We start from the raw sequence: 17,562 nt of genomic DNA, 5'->3' as shown, positions 1-17,562 counted from the left end.
ATTTACTATTATTTATGTATCACATTAGCTTTTAGGGGAGCAATTATGATTACAAAGTATTTAGTCTCAACATCTATCTTTTCTTTAATTTCAATTTCTGTAGTACAAGCGGCGGATGTCATTACTCCTGAACAGCCTGTTCCTGTTATTGCAGTTCCTGCTTTTTCTTGGACAGGATTTTATCTTGGAGGACAGATTGGTAGCTTTTCAGGTAAAACAACTGCAAGTTATTTAAAAGATGAGACGGGGATATGGAATCCAATTGGAAAGGAGGATTTACCTAAACTTTCTGGTTTTATAGGGGGAGTTTATGCAGGTTCCAATATTGATATCGATAATGGTTTTATTATAGGTATTGATACGGATATTATGTGGGCTGATAAAAAGAGTACAAAAGACATTAATCGACCAAAAAAAAGTCAAACTGAAGAAGCTTCTTCAGAAGAAACAAATCTAACAAGAGATTCTCATGAGGAGGATTCGGCAATACCTATTGAAGCTGTACGCCATACTTTAAAACAAAAATGGGCTGGTGCTACGCGGGTGAAAGTTGGTTTTGCGATTGAGCGTGTGATGCCTTATGTTTCTGGAGGGGTTGCTTATACGCAGCTTCAGAATATTTTTGGGTTAGTTGCTGATAGCAACAACAGAGCAGTTAATTTTTCTGATTGGTTGCATGATGAAAAAAAGACCATGATTGGTTATACCCTCGGGGGTGGTGTTGATTTTGCAATGACTGATAATGTTATTGTGCGTGCAGAATACCGTTATTCAGATTTTGGTAAAAAGAAGTTCGTGCATGATAAATTTGAAATGGGCTACAAGACAAACGATTTCCGCGTAGGTGTAGCTTATAAATTTTAAATTTTTGCAGAATTAAAAATTCAAAAGTCTCATTTTCGAATGAGGCTTTTATTTTTTAGATATGTGCTGGAAAATATCCTTCACTCAAAAGAGCTACTATTTTATTCGAACAATACTTTGATTTGTAAATATAATTTACCTTTTTATGTTGAGTGAGAGCCCCAAGTATCATAAGATTTTCTCATTTTTAACCTATACCATGTTGAACCAATCAAAACCATGTTTTTTGTACGTCAAAGGAGGGAGAGCCGTGAGATAAAAAACATTAAAGAAAGAATAAAAATGCCTCTTATGAACCATCTCAAGTGCCAAAGGCTGTCGCTAGATTGGGGTTGGCAAAGTGTGAGATTTGATACTAGTTTGCTTTTTCATAAATGTAAAGATGGTGCTACTAAATGGACTTATCATTACATTATTCATAGGTGCCATGGGGAAATGGATTTGGGTGCTTTAAAAGATGCTTTTTTAACAAACACATGAATTGGCAACTTAATGGCGTTTTGTTTTATTTGAAATACCTTTCATACAATCGACTTTTCTGTTTTTCGTTATCGTAAAATATTTTATTTAATAACAAAAAAATTTCTAAAGTACGTAAAATTACATCCGCAATATAACTCAATAATAATGAAAATTCATATTATAATTTTTATTATTATTAGATATTTTATGTAATATTATAAATAATAATTATAAAGAGTATTATAAAGTGATTTATAGGAAAAATAGATAGAAAATTAGAACTTTATCGAGACATAAAAAACATTATTACCTATGCCTGTTATCGAAATAGAATCTATAATTTTTTATAAATCTTTTAAATGTACGATAATAAATGTCGAGTGAAATAGGAGAGAATAATTTCAAATCTATTTACGATAAATCAATCAGCATCGTTTGTTTATGAATTACAAATAGGTTGGGTTATTGAAATTATATACTTTAGTTATTATTGGGATTTTTTAGTCATTGATTTTCAGGTATAGAAGCTGAATGAGCTTCTCTGTTATTCTATAAAATATCATCACTGTAGTGGTATAAGGATTTTACGCATTAGATGCTTTTGGAGGAGTGTATGATGAAATTCAAGGCGGGATTTGTGTGTAGAGCTTTGTGAAGCAAATCACATGCACAATTAGCAGGTGGAATCCGTGCGACAAGAATCTGGATTATTTATAGATCGGGTGTGGTAGAAATTTTCGTCCTTTAGGACGGGAAGGAAGTAAACCAATGAGTTTGTAAAGCCAGTCATATAAGAGGGGTAGCAGATGGAATTCTCTGAGAGAAATTGATTTATCGACAGAGAAAGTGGAACTTTGTCGTTTAAAGAGAAATAAGAATTATGATTTCCAAAGGGATATGAAATAAAAATACTTTCGTTTTTGGTTGTTTTGGCAACTATGAAGGTGTTTAAAGATTAATTGTTTCAGTACATGCAATCTCGTTTTGGGGGGTTATAATGCTATAACGTTGCAATTGGCAGTGCCATTGATTTTGTAAGCGTTCAATGGAAAATAAATTAAAGCCTGCGGGTGGTTTTTTATCACCAAAAGCTTGTGATGCGGAAGGAACACCAACAATAGGAATTTTTTTTATAGGTCCTTCAATGTAATTCAATGTAGGTAAATGAGTATGTCCGTGAAGAATAAGTTCGCAACCGTGATATTTGATAACGTCTAGAAAACGTTTTATATCTCGTAGTTTTTTATGCCAAGATGTTGCCTTGGGAAAGGGGGGATGGTGAATCATGACGACACGAAAAAGGTTACGCTGTGCTGCTTCCTTTAAAAAGAGTGGTAAAGTTTGCGCTTGTATTTTACCAAAATAACCAGAAGCTTGAAAAGGTGGTGTCGCGATGGCTGAAGAAGTTGCTATAATGGCGACATTTTTGCGAATGCGCATATAAGGAAAAAGAAAGGCGCTTTTTTGAGGGACGTCACCTGTGATCCAAGGTTTAAAAAGAGTACATGCTTTTTGGAAAGCACCGCGGACATAGGCGTCATGATTTCCAAATGTCAAGGAAATATCTTGAGGTTGTCCTAAGTTAAGTAGCCAACGATGTGCTTGTTCAAATTCCTTATCTAGAGCAAGATTCACAAGATCACCAGAGATCACAAGATGATCAGGTTTTTTTTTGTTTAAGGCATCTATTAAAGTTTCTAGGACATTTGTTACCATTTGACTCTTACGTTTTCTTTGCCAATTCAGATAACCGGTAAGACGCTTTCCAGAAAGTTCAAAAAGGGAAGGTTGCGGGAGAGGGGAAAGATGTACATCCGATATATGGGCAAGATAAAACATAAAAGCTCGTAGAGTATTAAAAATGATTTAGAGCATAAGCATAAGATAAGTTGATACTTAAAGGCAAGAAGGATTGTAAAATGAAAAATAGCTTGTTGAAAATATGAGAAAATTCTTTGAAGAATTAACGCTGTATTGTATTTTTTATGAAAAGAGCAACATAATACAACATATCATTCTTGGCAATTGATATGTCTTTTGTATGATGGGATAGACTTTAAAATGATGATCATAAAGTTTTAAGACTTTTAAATAGCTTTTATACGACTACACATTATCATAAAAAATCTAATTATTCAGTATAAAATGCAAAAGAATGTATTGTATTTATCAGGAATTTTTACGGTTTTGGGCTGCCATGTATTGCTTTTAATGGGAGATTTTTTCACGCAAAACAGAACGATTCAAGAGGAATATCCCAAATAAAATATCATTGTGCTGTACATTCATATATTTGTTTTGAAGAGATATTTCCCAGTGCGCTTGATTCCATTTCACGAAAGTTCTCAATACTATGAAAAGCCCCGTTTATAAGGCTTATTATGCGCCACCATTTTACATTTATACAAGGTGCAAAGTAAAACCATTATACTATTCCCCTCCCAATTTTGTGAAAATCCTTGCTTTAAGAGGATTCATAAGAGGTACTTTACTCTTTTCTTCAATGGTTTTTATTCATACAGACCTCTTTTAATGATGTGCAAGCGAGTGATTTTAATTAATTTAATATAGAAAGTATTACAAAAAAGAAAAATCCTACAGGGAATAATGACTCAATATGACTATAATGATAAATTATCATTATAGATCAATGTTTTTATCTAATTGTAAAAGACAAGAAAATACACAAAAAAATAAGCTAAATTTTAAGACTATTATACGAAATTTCAGATTTTTCAACGGCTTTCACGATACCACATGCTGCTCAACAGTAAAAGGCAAGCAAGCAGCGCCAAGAAACCAGAAAATATCGAAAAATAAAAGGTATTAATTAAACGGGTTTCTGTCGCTTCTTTCAGAATAATTGAATGTGCTGGGGAAGAAGACGGGTTTATTTTTGATTGAATCAGCTTGAATGGAGGAAGATGAATGTTTTCTTTTCCCTCAGGATGTAACCGTCCGATATAACCACCGGTGTGTTTAATAATGGGGGCTAGTTTTTCTTGTGTTGAAATTAAGTCAAACAATTCAAGATTATCGAGCATCCCTACAGAAGAAAGTATTGTTAAATCGCCATTTTTAATGGTAAAAATTCCTGTTTCATTAGTGGTCCCAGTTGCGCTGAAGAGACCTTCTTGCTCTTTGGTGAGAGTGATATGTTCTTTTTTTCCAGAAGGAAAGGTTATTTCAGCGGGTTCTGGATGGTCTTTTAGAGTTTGGCGGTGAATTGTTAAATGATGATGGCTGCTAGTTGCACTTAATTTTTCTTCCTCAAGCTCTGGTTCTTTCATGAGCCAATGGGCAATACGACGATAAAGAGCTGCATAAGGACCGCCGCCTTCGAAACCTCGTGCCCAAAGCCAACTTTCATCGGAGAGCAACATGCCTACACGTCCTTTATCAACATGCGCGAGAAGTAAAAGTGGTTGTTCATCGGCTCCTTTCATGAGGGCGATTCCGTTATTTATGTTTTGAATAGCAATTTGTCGCAACCATTGCCCCCATTGAGAAGCTGGAAGGTTAAGTGTTGCAAGGCCCCTTGTGACAGGATGGCGTTCACCTTCTTTGGTTAATGTGGGGCGAAAAGGCTTTTCAATAATAGTTCCATTGGGCAATGCCGGTAGAATGCTTATTAAAGGTGTTTTCGCAAGTGAGTTGTTTTTTGTAAATTCAGGTCCTGTTACCATCAGCAATGCACCCCCCTTTTGTACATATTGGGCGATATAATCATAATAGATTAAGGGTAGGGCAGCAGAGTGCTGGTAGCCATCAAGGATAATGAGATCAAAGTTATTAATCTCTTCAACAAAGAGTTTTCTTGTCGGAAAGACCACCAAGGATAATTGGCTTAAGGGCGTATTATCTGCTTTGGTGGGAGGACGTAAAATAGTAAAGTGAACAAGATCAATATTGGAGTCACCTTTCAAAAGGTCTCGCCATGTCCGTTCTCCATTATAAGGAGCACCTGAAATAAGAAGAACGCGTAAATTTTCTCTGATTCCTTCAATGATTGTTATGGCGCGGTTGTTTTCAAAGCTTAGTTCACCTTTGTGTGGATCGGTTATCACTTGGATAATATTTTTTTCAGCATGAGGAAGGGTAATTTCAGTTTGAAAAATCACGCCAGGAGTTACAGAATAATGGCCAATGTTTTGTCCATTGACGCTTAGTGTAATATTTGCTTTCTGTGGTATTGTTTTTTTGGCGGGGCCTTTATCTTCTACCAAAATGGAGAGCGTTTGTGGTTTGTTGACAAGGGCAAAGCGTGGAGGAGAAATAAACTTGATTTGGCGATCAAATTCATCTGAGTGTCCTGTAATCAGAGCATTGAGAGGTGCTTTATGATGAAGGTCTGAAATGGAAGGGATGTCATGTACTTGTCCATCGGTGATAAAAATGGTTCCTGCATAACGAGAGGACGGCACATCAGATACTGCTTGTGTTAAAGCATCAAACAAATTCGTTGAGGGCGCATACTGATTATCAGCAAGTTTTCCAGCTTCAATAAAGCGTGGTTCAAATTGTGGATAATGCGCCAATGCTTGCGTTAATTGCGCGCGCGCTTCATCACTATCGTTTGTACGTGTTCCAAATGTTTGGCTTTTGCTGCGGTCAATGACAATACCTACTGTGCTTTTCAGTGGTTCGCGCTGTTCTTTTATGATCATTGGATTGAGCAAAGCAAGGATGAGGGCGCTTAATGCCATCAGACGAAATAAAGAACCTTGACGTTGCGTAACAAGACCAACAACGACAAAAAGCATCGATATTCCACTTAAGAACAGAATCCAAATGAGTGGTAAAAAAGGCTGAAAAGTGAAAAATGATATCATTGCCTTCTTTCTCTTTTAAAGCGTTCCAAGAGTGCTGGAACATGAACTTGGTCCGCTTTATAGTTTCCTGTAAGAACATAAAGGACAATATTTAAACCTGCACGAAATGCCCATAGACGTTGCATTGGATCATTGGGAACAAGGGGATATTTCCATGTCCCTTTTTCATCCAGTGCCCAAGCACCGGCAAAGTTATTGGCGGTGATGAGAAGAGAACTTACATTATCACCGCTAGCAAGAGAATTTTTATTTTTTTTGTTTGTTGATGAGGATTCAATCCATAAAGGTGAACCACGGTAGAGACCAGGAAAATCTGGCATAATATAAAAAGAACGTGCAACAACATGATCCGTTGATGCTGGCTCAATGGATGGAATATTTAACTCTTTTAAGATATCTCGTAATCGTTGCGTTTCTGGAGTGGCATCTCCTTCAAGATTAAGATTGCTCTTTATCTGATCGCGTGTGTCAAATAAAATTGTTCCCCCATGTTTCATAAAGTTATTTATTTTTTCAAGACTTTTGGGAGTAGGTATAGGACTCTTAACATCAATTGGCCAGTAAATAAGAGGATAAAAAGAGAGTTCATCTTTATCGAGATTAAGTGCTGTAACAGAGCCTGGGGTAAGCATTGTACGTTCTGCGATAAATTGACTTAACGCTTCTAGACCACTTTTACTCGTTGTATCAATTTCATGATTATTGGTTATAACATAGGCAAGATGTGTTGCACCAGCAGCTTGTACACTATCATGATGATTTTCTTTCGTTTGTGCATAAAGAGTTGGATCATATGAAAACAAGGCAATAAGACTTATAAAAGGGAGGAGAAACATATTACGCCGTTTCATGAAAGAAAAAATATCTCCCATCCATAAAATGAGAAAATTGTCAAAGGCGAATAATAAGATGGCTAATCCTAAAAGTGGACCGATAAGATTTTTTTCTTTTGTATCGTAAGATAAAGGGCTTTTATTAAGAGAAGTTGGCAATGATGATTGTTTCATCAAGTGCGACGAACGAGTTAAGAGATTGAGTGCATAAAAATCGCTTTTGACACCATAAAGTCCTGGGGGAGTATTATAGGAAGGATGGGGTGGATTTTGAGAGTCAAAGACCAGTGGAACAACATGAGAGGGCGGTACTTGTAATTGTCCGTCAGCGGTTATGGTTCGCCACGGGTTTTGTACCATTGTTCTTTTTTCTCTGTGTGTTAGGTTTGTGTTTTCGTTAGACCCTAATGTGATTAGTTTTTGCAACATTTGTGCAAAAAAGCCAGAAAGAGGAAGATTAGACCATGTGGGGTCAGGAGCAACATGAATGAGAATGAGGGTTCCTTTACCACGTTTTGCTGCGGTAATAAGAGGGGTTCCATCCGAAAGGCTAAGCCACGTTTTTTCAAAAAGATCTGGGGTTGGTTCTGCGAGGATTTGGCGCGAGACAGTGACATCTTCTGGAAAAGGAAGATCAAAGAAAAAGCTATTTTTTGCAAAAGGGGCAAGCTTTTGTGGTTTCGTCCAAGACATAATACTTCCAAGGAAACGTTGCCCCTGACGTAGCTGTATCGGAAGGAGACTATCATAATGTTCTGCACTACTGAGTTTTTCTCCTGCAAAGCGGATGAGTGTTCCCCCTTTATTCACAAAATCAGAAAGTTTTTTTTCTGCTTTTTCAGGCATGTTAACCATGTCGCTCATAATGAAAACAGATGGATTTTGTTTAAGCAAATAATCAATATCCGTTGAAAGCTCTCTTCCACCGGCGGTTATAAGCTGTGTATATTTCTGTAATGCTTTGATAATGTAATAAAATGGAGAAAGTAAAGGCTGTGCCATTTCATTGGTATCGGGTGATAGAAGAGCAACACGGCTTATCTTGTTATGGCTGTCTACCAAGAAAGTTGCAGCAGCATGGTTTTGATTATTCATTTTTATCCAAGCGATATCATTACGTAGTTCAAGTGGCACATCAAAAGGAACAAGAGCTGTTGTTTCTCCTTCAGAGAAATTTTTCGTAAATTGACCGAGAAGTTGATTGTTTGAATCGTAGAGGTTGAGTGTAGCGGAAGTTTTGCCGTGTGTTGTTGAGCGGATAATACGCGCGACCATGCTTCCATCGTTATTTTCTACGGATGTTATGCCGATTAAATCGGAAATATCAGCCAAATACCATAAGAATTTTTCAGGTTTTAATTCTTCAAGCAAAGCAAAAGCTTGCTCATCTTCATTTGTTTGTAATCCATCACTTAAATAAGCAACATCAAGAGGTTTTCCTTTGGTTATTTTTCTGAGTTTTTTCAGTGCGTGCACACGGTTGACAGGCCAAGGACGCGGTTGCAAATGCATTAAATGCTGTTTTATAATCTTGGCGGGTTGCGGCTCTATATTGGAGATATCATTTTCAGCCGTTGCAATAAGATAAATATTTTTTTGCTGTTTTTCTACCTGAGCAAGGAGCATTTCAGCGATAGAGATGCGCTTTTTCCATTCTTTTACAGAAGCCCAACCATTATCAATAATGAGTGCAAGGGGTTGAGATCCGGAAAAGCTGATTGGTTTTTGATCCCACGTGGGGCGTGCTAACGCTATGATAACAAGTGCCGCTATGGTTAAACGCAACAAGAGCAACCACCAAGGTGTATGTTTTGCTGTTTCCTGCTGATGAGTTGGTTTGGGTAAGAAGCGTAACGGAGGAAAAAGCTCTTTACGCGGAGATGGAGGAGTTATCCGCAACAGCCACCAAATGATCGGTAGGAACAAAAGCCCTAGTAACAGAAAGGGAGCAGCAAAACTCAAAGGGCCCTCCTTTTTTGCAATGGAGAGTCGCCCATTGTATTTGCAAGATGAAAAATGGTCTCTGTTAAAGGTTGATCCGTTTTACTAACGTGATAAGACCATCCTTGACGTGCGCAAAAATTTGCCAACTCTTGTCGCCTTGCGTGATATAGTTTACAATAGCTCTTACGAAGATCTTCTGCTTTTGTGGAAACATGTTTCTCTTTCGTTTCAGGATCAAAAAATTCTGTGTGACCTGCGTAGGGAAAGCTTTCTTCTGCGGGATCAGAAATTTCAATTAAATGAGCTGTCACCTGTTTTGTAGTTAAAACGGTTAAATGTTGGATGATTTTTTCAGGATAGTCGAGAAAATCACTCATTATAACGACATGTGAAAAGCGTGTAATCGTTGAAAAATCCGGAAATGAATTTTCATCTGAATGATTTTCTAAAGCAAAGGCTATTAGCTCTACGACATTGGATGTCATTGTGGGGGACATTAAGTTTGGAATAGCAATATGTTCGCCACTGCGAGCAAGAAGTGATGCTAGGGTAAGGGTAAGAATAATGGCATGATTACCTTTAGAGATTTTAGAAAAGCGCGAACAGTAATGCATTGATGCGCTCTGATCAGGACAGAGCCAAACGGTTTGTGTCATTTGCCATTCGTGTTCGCGGAGATATGTATTTTCATCACGCGCTGAGCGCCGCCAATCAATGCGGGTAATGGATTCTCCTTCAACATAGGGACGAAATTGCCAAAAGTTTTCCCCATTACCGCGTTTGCGTTGTCCATGCCATCCGGTTATCAGTGTATTAGCGATATGACGTGCTTGTAAAAGGAAATATGGCATTTTGCCAGTATCCTTATCCAGTTCATTTGCCAGCGACAATGGAGGCTTTTGTAAAACTTTTTTGCCAATAGCCATTCAAAGAGCATCTTTCACAAGGTTATTGATAATATCTTTTACAGTTACATCTTCAGCACGGGCAGAAAAATTAAGAGCCATGCGGTGTTGTAATACGGGATAGGCCAATGCTTCAACATCATCAAGTGAGGGGGCTAAGCGTCCATAATAAAGAGCACGGGCGCGAACACAAAGTGAAAGGGCTTGTGATGCCCGTGGACCAGGTCCCCAAGAAACATAAGTATTAGCAAGGCTATTGTCTTTATGAGGGCGAGTTGAGCGGACAATTTTTAAAATAGCTTCGATCACATTTTCTGAAAGAGGCATTTTGCGAACGATATTTTGAATTTTTTGCAATTTTTTGGCGGACAAAATTGGTTTTGCATTTGATTTCTTTTCTTTTGTTGTTTCTAAAATGATCCGTCGCTCTGTTGTGAGGTCAGGATAGTCAATATCGATTTGCATCAAAAAGCGATCCAGTTGTGCTTCAGGAAGTGGATAAGTCCCTTCTTGTTCGAGAGGATTTTGCGTTGCAAGAACATGAAAAGGTTGTGGCAAATCATAACGGATACCTGCAACAGTAACATGATATTCTTGCATAGCTTGTAAAAGGGCTGACTGTGTCCGTGGGGAAGCACGATTGATTTCATCGGCCATGAGAAGTTGCGTGAAAATAGGACCTTGAATGTACCGAAAAGAACGTTTACCGTCTTTATCGGAATCCATAATTTCAGAACCAATAATATCCGATGGCATTAAGTCAGGAGTAAATTGGATGCGTTTTTCATCAAGCCCTAAGACTGTTCCCAATGTTTCAACAAGACGTGTTTTTGCAAGTCCTGGAGCACCGACAAGAAGGGCGTGACCACCAGCAAAAATAGAGATTAAAGCATATTCGATTACCTGACTTTGCCCAAAAATAACTTTGTCAATTTCTTGTTGTAAAATATCCAATTCTTTGTGTGCCATATCAATATCATCAATAATGACTTGAGCCTCATGATTGATATTGACCTTTTTTACAGAATTGGATGATAGATCATGTTGACTCATATTTCTTCCTTAAGGCGTTTGTCGCAAAAATGGTAATTTTCTCTGCATGATAATGGATATTTTATTGTTTGTAACAGAAAATGAGAAGAAATGAAGTATCATATGCCATTTTTTTCATATTCGTATACAAGAAGAGAAAAGTTTTTTTTGGAAGGAATAGACGTGTTTTATAAGGGATGTCTTAAAAATTTTGTTTTATGAAGAGAGTTCTTTAAAGCAATGAAGACAACTTTTTTGAAAGGTTAAAGGGTGAATATAAGACAGGACTTCAAACAGGTTGCGTGGTTACAACAAAAGGATATCCAAACACTTCTTCGTGTTTTGTCTTTGGAGGGAGAAGAGGCGCGTATTGTAGGGGGAGCAGTGCGCAATCAACTGCTAGGGCAGCCTATTAGTGATATTGATATTGCAACAACTTGTTTGCCGCAACAGGTTATTACACGTGTAGAAGAAGCAGGATTTAAAGCTATTCCTACAGGGATTGCTTTTGGTACAATAACAGTAGTTGCTCATTCATGTTCTTATGAGGTTACAACGCTTCGCTGCGATATTGAAACAGATGGTCGTCATGCAAAAGTGGCATTTGGTCGTGATTGGAAAAAAGATGCTGAACGGCGGGATTTTACGATAAATGCGCTTTATTGTGATGCTGCTGGCAATCTTTATGATGATGTGGGAGGTTTGAGTGATATTGCTAGCCGAACAGTTCGTTTTATTGGGATTGCAGAAGATCGTATTTGCGAAGATTATTTGCGTATTTTACGTTTTTTTCGCTTTTTTGCATGGTATGGAGCAGGGCGACCTGATGTACAAGGATTGAAGGCATGTGTTAGTTTAAAACACGGTTTAAAAAAACTTTCTTCTGAACGTATTTGGGCAGAAATGAAAAAGCTTCTTGCGGCGTTTGATCCAACGCGTGCTCTTTTATGGATGCGACAAAGCAGAATTTTGGCACTTATTTTTCCTGAAACAGAACGATGGGGTATTGATGCAATTCACGCATTGGTGAAGACAGAACACGCTTTTGGTTGGAAAGTTGATCCATTGTTACGGCTAGAAAGCCTTCTTCCTCCTGACCCCATACGTCTTCATGAAATGGCACAGCGCTTGCATTTTTCCCATAAAGAAACAACACGATTAAAAGAATGGGCAGAGTTAGAAATAATAAACCAAAACTGTTCTGATCATTTTGTGCAAAAACTGATTTATTTTCATGGACGACAGCCAGTTTTAGATCAATTATCGTTGTCTGTCGCTGCATCACATCTCGATAATCTGGAAAAAAGTGATGCTTTGCAAAGAGCAGAGGATTATGTCAAGCTTCATCAGCTTGCCAAAAAATGGCAGATTCCAACTTTTCCCATTAATGGTAACGATTTAATAAAGAAAGGTTTTGCTAAAGGTGTGCTTTTAGGAAAAAAGCTTAAAGAGTTAGAAATGATATGGGTCGAAAGCGGATTTTTAATGGATCGTCATGCATTATTAGAAAAAATTGATTTATAATAATAATTCATTATTCGTCATGTGAAACAAGAGCTCCGAATATTGTGAGGTTATTTCAAACCTGTTCATATTACATAAATCCAAATTATAGCCTTACACGTTACAAGTGGGGGAAGCCGTGTGAGGAAAAATGATTACAGAGAGAAAAAATGTCTCTTATGAACCATCTCAAAGATAAGGATTCTCGAAAGTGAAAACGGATAAAGAGAATAATGATAGCAGTTTGCACTTTGTATGAGCATAAAGAGGGGGATGTCCAATGGATTTTTACTATGAGGAGTATTTAATCATTCATAAGTGGTGATATGAAATGGATGTGATGGGCACTAAGAAATGTTATTTTATCAGCACTTGATTGTTGGAAAATGATAAGCGTTATACGCTCTAACTATTCTTGATATGTTGTATATTGTTTTTCGTGATAATTTATGAGTTTTTATAGGCATTCTATAAGTTATTCCAAAAGTATTATTGAACTTTATGAGCTTTTAATTACTATCTATATTCTATAAAAAAGATTTTTTAATTATTTAAAACCATATTTCATGTATTTTTATTGTTCTATTAAAGATTTTAATGGAATTGTTGTGTTTTTATAGATTACAGTTTCTTTCATGATAACCAATTTGGCGTAATGCTTCTCCCGTTGTTATGGCTACGCACATGGCGAGATTTAGAGAGCGTGCCTGTGGTTGCATGGGAATTTTCAATGTGTAATCGGCCGTTTCATGAACATAATCGGGAACGCCAGCTGTTTCACGACCAAAAAGTAAAACATCATTTTTTTGATAGCATATCTGCGTATAGCATGTTTTTGCTTTTGTACTTAAAAGCAACAGACGGCGGTTAAAGTGTTTCATGGAGCTTATAAAATGTTGCCAATCAATGTGTCGTTCTAAGGAAGCATATTCGAGATAATCCAATCCTGCGCGTTTGAGATTACGATCCGACAGATTAAAGCCTGCGGGTTCAATAATGTGCACATGTAAACCAAAACAAGCGCTAAGACGTAAAATCGTTCCAGTATTACCAGCGATATCAGGTTGGAAAAGAGCTATATGAAGTGTCATGTTCTCTGTAATATGATTTTTCTTTCAACTTTGTAAAGAAGCGTTACAATTTATTCGAAAAATATGCTTTGAGAAATACATGTTTTTTATGTTTTATTTTTATTCACTTTAAATTTCAGGGAAAAAGTTATGTACACAGGTTTGTTTGGGATAAGAGAGAATCTCCCTATTAGGGACTTCCTTTTATTGAGCGATACATGAAATGGATTGGCTCATTATGTTGAAAAGTGGGATATTTAATGAGGTTAGATCATCCATTTTAATGAAAATCAACAAAATATGCTTTTTATGCAAAAGCAGAAGCGGAAAAAATACTCATTCAACCAGTTGGAATTGAGGGAGGGAGAGATGCTGTAAATGTGTTAAAGAAATAACCGATAAGCTCAACTTATTTACTGAGATCTGGTCATAATAAGACTATGTTTCTTTCTTTAGGAGTGTTTATTTACACGCTATCTCCGTTTTTCACAGGCGGGGGAGTAATTTTGATTGATTAATATGAATAGGTTTGAAATGAAAGAAACTTACGGTGTTTCAGGATTTCATTCACTCTGTAAAACGATGAATTATCATTATAAAACAGTTTTTTGTATAGACCATACAAATGGCAGAAGTTTTTTACGGGGATGTTTTTATGGTTGATGCAACTGAGTGATCAAGCATTGTACAATGGGAGAGGGTATGGTAGAAGAATGTTTTAGCAAATAGTCTCTTTAAGTTAAGTCCATGGGTGAGCAAACGAGGCGGGATTTTCTGTTTTTGGTAACAGCTGTTGCAGGAGCAGTTGGAATGGGAGCGGTTGCGTGGCCTTTTATCCGTCAGTTGCGTCCAGATGAAGCTGTTTTGGCATCTTCCTCTGTTGAGGTTGATCTTTCTGGTATTGAAGAGGGGATGTCGGTGACGGTAAAGTGGCGAGGACAGCCTGTTGTTATTCGAAACCGTACGACAAAAGAAATTGCTGATGCGCGCGCTACTGAATTGAGTCTTCTAAAAGATCGTCAAGCGCGCAATCCTAATCTTGAAGGTGAAAAAGAAGCAACAGATTTTGCGCGTTCAGCAGGTAAAGGACGTGAAAATTGGCTTATTGTTATTAATCTTTGTACGCATCTAGGCTGTGTAACACTTGGGCAGTCGGGTAAATTTGGAGGATGGTTGTGTCCCTGTCATGGGTCTGTTTATGATACCGCTGGAAGAGTGCGGTCAGGTCCAGCTAACTATAATTTGGCTATTCCACCTTACCAATTTCTTTCTGATACTTTGCTCAAAATAGGATAAGGTTATGACAAGGTTTCCTCCTTATTGTCCTAAAAATGTTCTTGCTCGTTGGTTTGATAAGCGTTTTCCTCTTCCTCGTTTTTTTTATAATACATTTGTGATTTTTCCTGTTCCGCGTAATCTTAATTACTTTTACACATTTGGCGGTATTTTGACCATTATGCTTTTATCACAGCTCTTGACTGGTATTGTCTTGGCTATGCATTATGTTCCAGATATTCATTTGGCTTTTGAAACTAGTGAACGATTTCGGCGTGAAGGGCAGTTTGGTTGGCTTTTTCGTCCATGGCATTCTGTAGGCTCTTCGTTTTTTTTTATTGCTGTTTATATCCATTTGGCACGTGGACTTTATTATGGTTCTTATAAAAATATGCGAGAAATGGTGTGGGTTACAGGTATTTTTATTTATATCATCATGATGGCAATAGCATTTTTTGGTTATGTGCTTGTTTGGGGGATGATGTCTATTTCAGCGGCTTCAGTGATTGCAGGGCTTTTAAAAACGATACCTTTTGTGGGGACATGGTTGCATGAGACACTTCTGGGTGGTTATGGCGTAGGACAACCAACGTTGAATCGTTTTTATGTTTTCCATTATGTTTTATCATTTGTTTTGCTTCTTTTTGTGGGGCTGCATATTTGGGCAATCCATTGTGTTGGGCAAGGCAATCCAACGGGTCTTGCTATACAATCAGATAAGGAAACGGTTCCATTTTCACCTTATGCGCTTATCAAAGATATTTTTGCTATTACTGTTTTTTTGATCTTCTTTGCCTGGTTTTTGTTTTATATGCCTGATTATATGGGGCAGGCTGAAAATTATAGTGTGGCAGATCCTTTAAAGGCACCTCTTCGTGTGGTTCCAGAATGGTATTTTTTGCCTTTTTATGCGATACTTCGTGCTATAACTTTTGATATTGGTATTTTCCCTTCAACTTTTGTGGGCTTTGTTTTATTTGTCAGTTCGATTTGCATTTTAATTTTTGTGCCATGGTTAGACCGCTCTAAAATATGTTCAGCAAGATATCGACCTGTTTATAAAATTTTCTTTTGGGCGTTGGTTATTGATGTCGTTTTCCTTGGTTGGTTGGGGTCAAGAGAAATAAATGACAAAATCCTTTTATGGACGCAATTAGCTACGGTTTATTATTTTATATTTTTTTTGGTTATTTTGCCGACTTTGCCAGCGTTTGAAAAAAATTGTTCTCTTCCTTCTTCAATTATGCAAGATTTAAAACAGAAAAAAAAGAGACTATGGTAAATGTTTTTGTCGGACTGATTGTTATCGTTGCTATGAGCTTTTCTGCTCAGAGTTTAGCGGGGGATGCCTCTGATCAGGAGGAGGAATTTATTTCTTTTCCTTTAAGGATTCCTAAAAAACAAGAATGGAGTTTTTCAGGTCCATTTGGGCTTTATGATAAGGCGCAATTGAGGCGTGGATTAAAGGTTTATAAACAAGTTTGTTCCAGCTGCCATGGGCTAAAATATGTGGCTTTTCGCAATTTAAAAGCTCTTGGGTATGATCAAGAACAGATTAAAGCTTTGGCGCGGCAATATGAAGTGCGCGATGGTCCTAATCGAGAAGGAAAATTTTTTAAACGTGCTGGGGTTGCAACGGATTATTTTCCTTCTCCCTTTGCACATGAAGAAGAAGCAAGATTTATTTTAAATAGTGCTTATCCTCCAGATTTGTCATTGATGGCACGTGCACGTGGTGTATCTTTGCCGTTTCCTGCTTTAATTACTGATGCATTGGCTCATTATGATACAGCTGGTCCAGATTATATTACAGCTCTTTTAACAGGATATCAGAAGGCACCGAAGGAGATAAAAATTGCGGATGGTTATTGGTATAATCCTTATTTTATTGCCGGTAATTCTTTAACTATGGCTCCTCCTTTGAGTGATGGTATGGTTGCTTATGAAGATGGAACCCCAGAAATCATTGAACATTACGCGCGCGATGTTTCTGCTTTTTTGATGTGGGCTGCCGATCCTCATATGGAAATTCGTAAAAAAACCGGTTTTCGTGTTATTTTATTTTTAATCATTTTTGCAGGGCTTGTTTATATTTTAAAAAATCGTATTTGGTGTGGTTTAGAAGAAGAGTTAGAGAAAGAAACAAAAGACGAAATAAAGAGAAAATGATAAAGCGACAAGGCTTGAAAGAGTATAGAGTATAAAGAGCATAAGGAACAAATCTGTTTATGATGCATTGAGGTTTTATAAAGTAAAAACGGAGATGTTAAAATGAAAAAAATTGCATGTACTACTCTTATGTCAATTTTGATGGTTTCTAGTACTTACGCTCAGTCTTTTGAAGTGCCTTCAAAACCTGAAATGATCTCTTCGACGGGTATTGTACAGGTGGGGGTAGATAAGTCTGTGCGTTATGTGACACCTTTAGCAACGGATTTTGTTGCTTCCAGCCTTATAGGCGCCAATGTATATAATATAGAAGATGAAAATATTGGTGAAGTAAAAGATATTATTTTACGTGAAAATAATATTGCAGGGTTTGTTGTTGCTGTTGGTGGTTTTCTTGGCATAGGCGAGAGTTATGTGGTCGTTTCTCCAGAAACAATCCAGATGACAAATGATTATGGTAAATGGAAACTCATTACAAATGCGACAAAGGATTCTTTAAAGGACGCTCCAACATTTAAATACGAAGGGCGTTGGACGCGCTAATTTTATATTCCCATTCTTTAATGGATAAAACTGTTGCTATCATAATAATATGCTAGCAACGTTTTTTTTGTTCAAAAAATTCTTGGGAGCTTTTGCGACAAGATTCCAAGGACCTATTACAAAGTTTTCA

The 17,562-nt window shown here is 37.2% G+C and carries 12 protein-coding genes; 6 read left to right on the top strand and 6 right to left on the bottom strand.

Annotated features, from left to right (window positions below; translation table 11 throughout):
- The first annotated feature begins 45 nt into the window (after positions 1-45).
- Positions 46-864, top strand: coding sequence for an outer membrane protein (locus tag ACFIJ9_RS02995; protein ID WP_375635731.1), 819 nt, complete (start codon positions 46-48; stop codon positions 862-864).
- Positions 865-2,274: 1,410 nt separating this feature from the next.
- Here the strand turns inward: ACFIJ9_RS02995 and ACFIJ9_RS02990 are convergent.
- The 5 genes from ACFIJ9_RS02990 to ACFIJ9_RS02970 form a co-directional block, all read right to left on the bottom strand.
- Positions 2,275-3,165 carry a metallophosphoesterase family protein gene (locus ACFIJ9_RS02990; protein ID WP_375635730.1) on the bottom strand — a complete coding sequence of 297 codons (891 nt, stop codon included), beginning with the start codon at positions 3,163-3,165 and terminating at the stop codon, positions 2,275-2,277.
- An 896-nt stretch (positions 3,166-4,061) separates the two neighbouring features.
- A complete protein-coding gene (locus tag ACFIJ9_RS02985; RefSeq protein ID WP_375635729.1) occupies positions 4,062-6,158 on the bottom strand; it encodes a glutamine amidotransferase in 2,097 nt (698 codons plus the stop codon).
- Entirely contained in the window at positions 6,155-8,953 is a 2,799-nt protein-coding gene (locus tag ACFIJ9_RS02980) for a DUF4159 domain-containing protein (RefSeq protein WP_375635728.1), read from the bottom strand. The genes ACFIJ9_RS02985 and ACFIJ9_RS02980 overlap by 4 nt, the downstream gene beginning before the upstream one ends.
- Positions 8,950-9,861 carry a DUF58 domain-containing protein gene (locus ACFIJ9_RS02975; RefSeq protein WP_375635727.1) on the bottom strand — a complete coding sequence of 304 codons (912 nt, stop codon included), beginning with the start codon at positions 9,859-9,861 and terminating at the stop codon, positions 8,950-8,952. The genes ACFIJ9_RS02980 and ACFIJ9_RS02975 overlap by 4 nt, the downstream gene beginning before the upstream one ends.
- On the bottom strand, positions 9,862-10,893 hold the full coding sequence (locus ACFIJ9_RS02970; protein ID WP_375635726.1) for an AAA family ATPase: 1,032 nt from the start codon (positions 10,891-10,893) through the stop codon (positions 9,862-9,864).
- Between the two features lie 249 nt (positions 10,894-11,142).
- Between ACFIJ9_RS02970 and ACFIJ9_RS02965 the strand changes: the two genes are divergently transcribed.
- Positions 11,143-12,396 (top strand): CCA tRNA nucleotidyltransferase, encoded by a 1,254-nt coding sequence (locus ACFIJ9_RS02965; RefSeq protein ID WP_375635725.1) that lies wholly within the window; start codon positions 11,143-11,145, stop codon positions 12,394-12,396.
- 593 nt (positions 12,397-12,989) lie between these two features.
- On the opposite strand, the gene ACFIJ9_RS02960 is transcribed toward ACFIJ9_RS02965, so the two are convergent.
- The gene (locus ACFIJ9_RS02960) at positions 12,990-13,466 is read right to left on the bottom strand and encodes a tRNA (cytidine(34)-2'-O)-methyltransferase (RefSeq protein ID WP_375635724.1); all 477 of its coding nucleotides are present in this window, start codon (positions 13,464-13,466) and stop codon (positions 12,990-12,992) included.
- Between the two features lie 726 nt (positions 13,467-14,192).
- Between ACFIJ9_RS02960 and petA the strand changes: the two genes are divergently transcribed.
- The 4 genes from petA (at position 14,193) to ACFIJ9_RS02940 (ending at position 17,432) form a co-directional block, all read left to right on the top strand.
- Complete coding sequence (gene petA / locus ACFIJ9_RS02955; RefSeq protein ID WP_330167301.1) at positions 14,193-14,741, top strand: ubiquinol-cytochrome c reductase iron-sulfur subunit; 549 nt, start codon at positions 14,193-14,195, stop codon at positions 14,739-14,741.
- Positions 14,742-14,745: 4 nt separating this feature from the next.
- Positions 14,746-16,002, top strand: a complete 1,257-nt coding sequence (locus tag ACFIJ9_RS02950; RefSeq protein ID WP_375635723.1) for a cytochrome bc complex cytochrome b subunit — start codon at positions 14,746-14,748, stop codon at positions 16,000-16,002.
- Positions 15,996-16,889 carry a cytochrome c1 gene (locus ACFIJ9_RS02945; RefSeq protein WP_375635722.1) on the top strand — a complete coding sequence of 298 codons (894 nt, stop codon included), beginning with the start codon at positions 15,996-15,998 and terminating at the stop codon, positions 16,887-16,889. The genes ACFIJ9_RS02950 and ACFIJ9_RS02945 overlap by 7 nt, the downstream gene beginning before the upstream one ends.
- Positions 16,890-16,991: 102 nt before the next feature.
- Positions 16,992-17,432 carry a PRC-barrel domain-containing protein gene (locus ACFIJ9_RS02940; RefSeq protein WP_012754882.1) on the top strand — a complete coding sequence of 147 codons (441 nt, stop codon included), beginning with the start codon at positions 16,992-16,994 and terminating at the stop codon, positions 17,430-17,432.
- Positions 17,433-17,562: the final 130 nt, after the last annotated feature.

The organism is Bartonella sp. MR90HLJMH (genome assembly GCF_042194115.1).
GTDB classification, from domain to species: Bacteria; Pseudomonadota; Alphaproteobacteria; order Rhizobiales; family Rhizobiaceae; genus Bartonella; species Bartonella grahamii.
The sequence above is the reverse complement of the archived record's forward strand: the minus strand, read 5'-3'. Positions and strand labels throughout refer to the sequence as shown.